At 63.2% G+C, this 1,023-nt stretch carries 1 protein-coding gene; it reads right to left on the bottom strand.

All coding sequences use genetic code 11. From position 1 onward, the window contains the following. Positions 1–266: 266 nt before the first annotated feature. Positions 267–1,023: endonuclease domain-containing protein (locus tag X803_RS22520; RefSeq protein WP_216699038.1), on the bottom strand; the 757-nt coding region annotated here is incomplete at its 5' end.

The following is a 1,023-nucleotide window of genomic DNA, read 5'->3' as shown; positions in this document are numbered from 1 at the left end:
CCGCCTGTCTCGTTTTCGGGGGCCGGACCGCCGTAGCCGTCTCCCTTGATCGCGTCGGCGCTCTGCTCTGCGTCGCGCTCCAGTTTCGCGTCAGCTTCCGCGCCCTCGTCGATTTCGTCGCTGGTGGGGTTCTCGCTCATGACACAACCTTTCGTTGACGGATTTGAACAAACGTACCGGTGCCCGAAGACCAGTGGAAGAGGTGGCCGCCCCCAACCGCCCACCATCGAGCGGGCGCTTATGACATGAATCCAGCGTCCAGCACGTTATTTGTGCCCGCCCGACGCTTGGGACGCCCGCATTGCCGTCCGGATCCGCGTGATGGACTCTCGCTCTGCGCCAGGTTCGAGGTGTCTTTTTGTAAATCGAACGACTGTCCAACCCATCGCCCGCAACCTGTCGTCGCGGTTTATGTCGCTATGCCACTGGTCCGCGTCGAGATGGTGTTCTCCCTCATATTCGATGGCGATGCGGAACTCCCGGTACATCAAGTCGGGTCGTGAGACGCGCCGTCCGTTGGCGTCCAGGATCCACTGGTTGACCTCCGGTTCCGGCAGGCCTGAACCGATGATCAGCAGGCGTAACCGCGATTCAGGCCCGGAGTCCACTCCACTCCTCAACAACGGCAGGGCTTCACGTGCGCGTACTATTCCCCGCGATCCGCGACGACGGTCCACTGCTTCGGCAATCTCCGCGATGGTGCACAGCGGATCGGGAAGGTTGAGGTCACACCGGCGCCGAGGAGCGTCAGAATGACGCAGAAGGGAATCGCCCGCCGCCACCAATTCCTCGACCGACAACGCGGGCGCCAAGTCAGTCCACGTCCTTGCAGGGGAGGTGACCGTGACGCCGTAGATCTCAACGACGTCGCGCTCGGTGAGTTGGGTCCTATGCCCCACAACGGCTGGGCGTTTGGCTCGAGTGTCTCCCTTCCAGCGACTCAAGTGCAGCCGGTCATCCTCCTCAACGCGCCAGGGCAGGACAATCCCCCACAGCCGAGCCGCGGTCGCATGGCTCGCGGCG

Source organism: Arthrobacter sp. 35/47 (assembly GCF_000520475.1).
Lineage (GTDB): Bacteria > Actinomycetota > Actinomycetes > Actinomycetales > Micrococcaceae > Arthrobacter_D > Arthrobacter_D subterraneus.
Note: the sequence above shows the minus strand (reverse complement) of the source record. Positions and strands in the feature narration are given on the sequence as shown.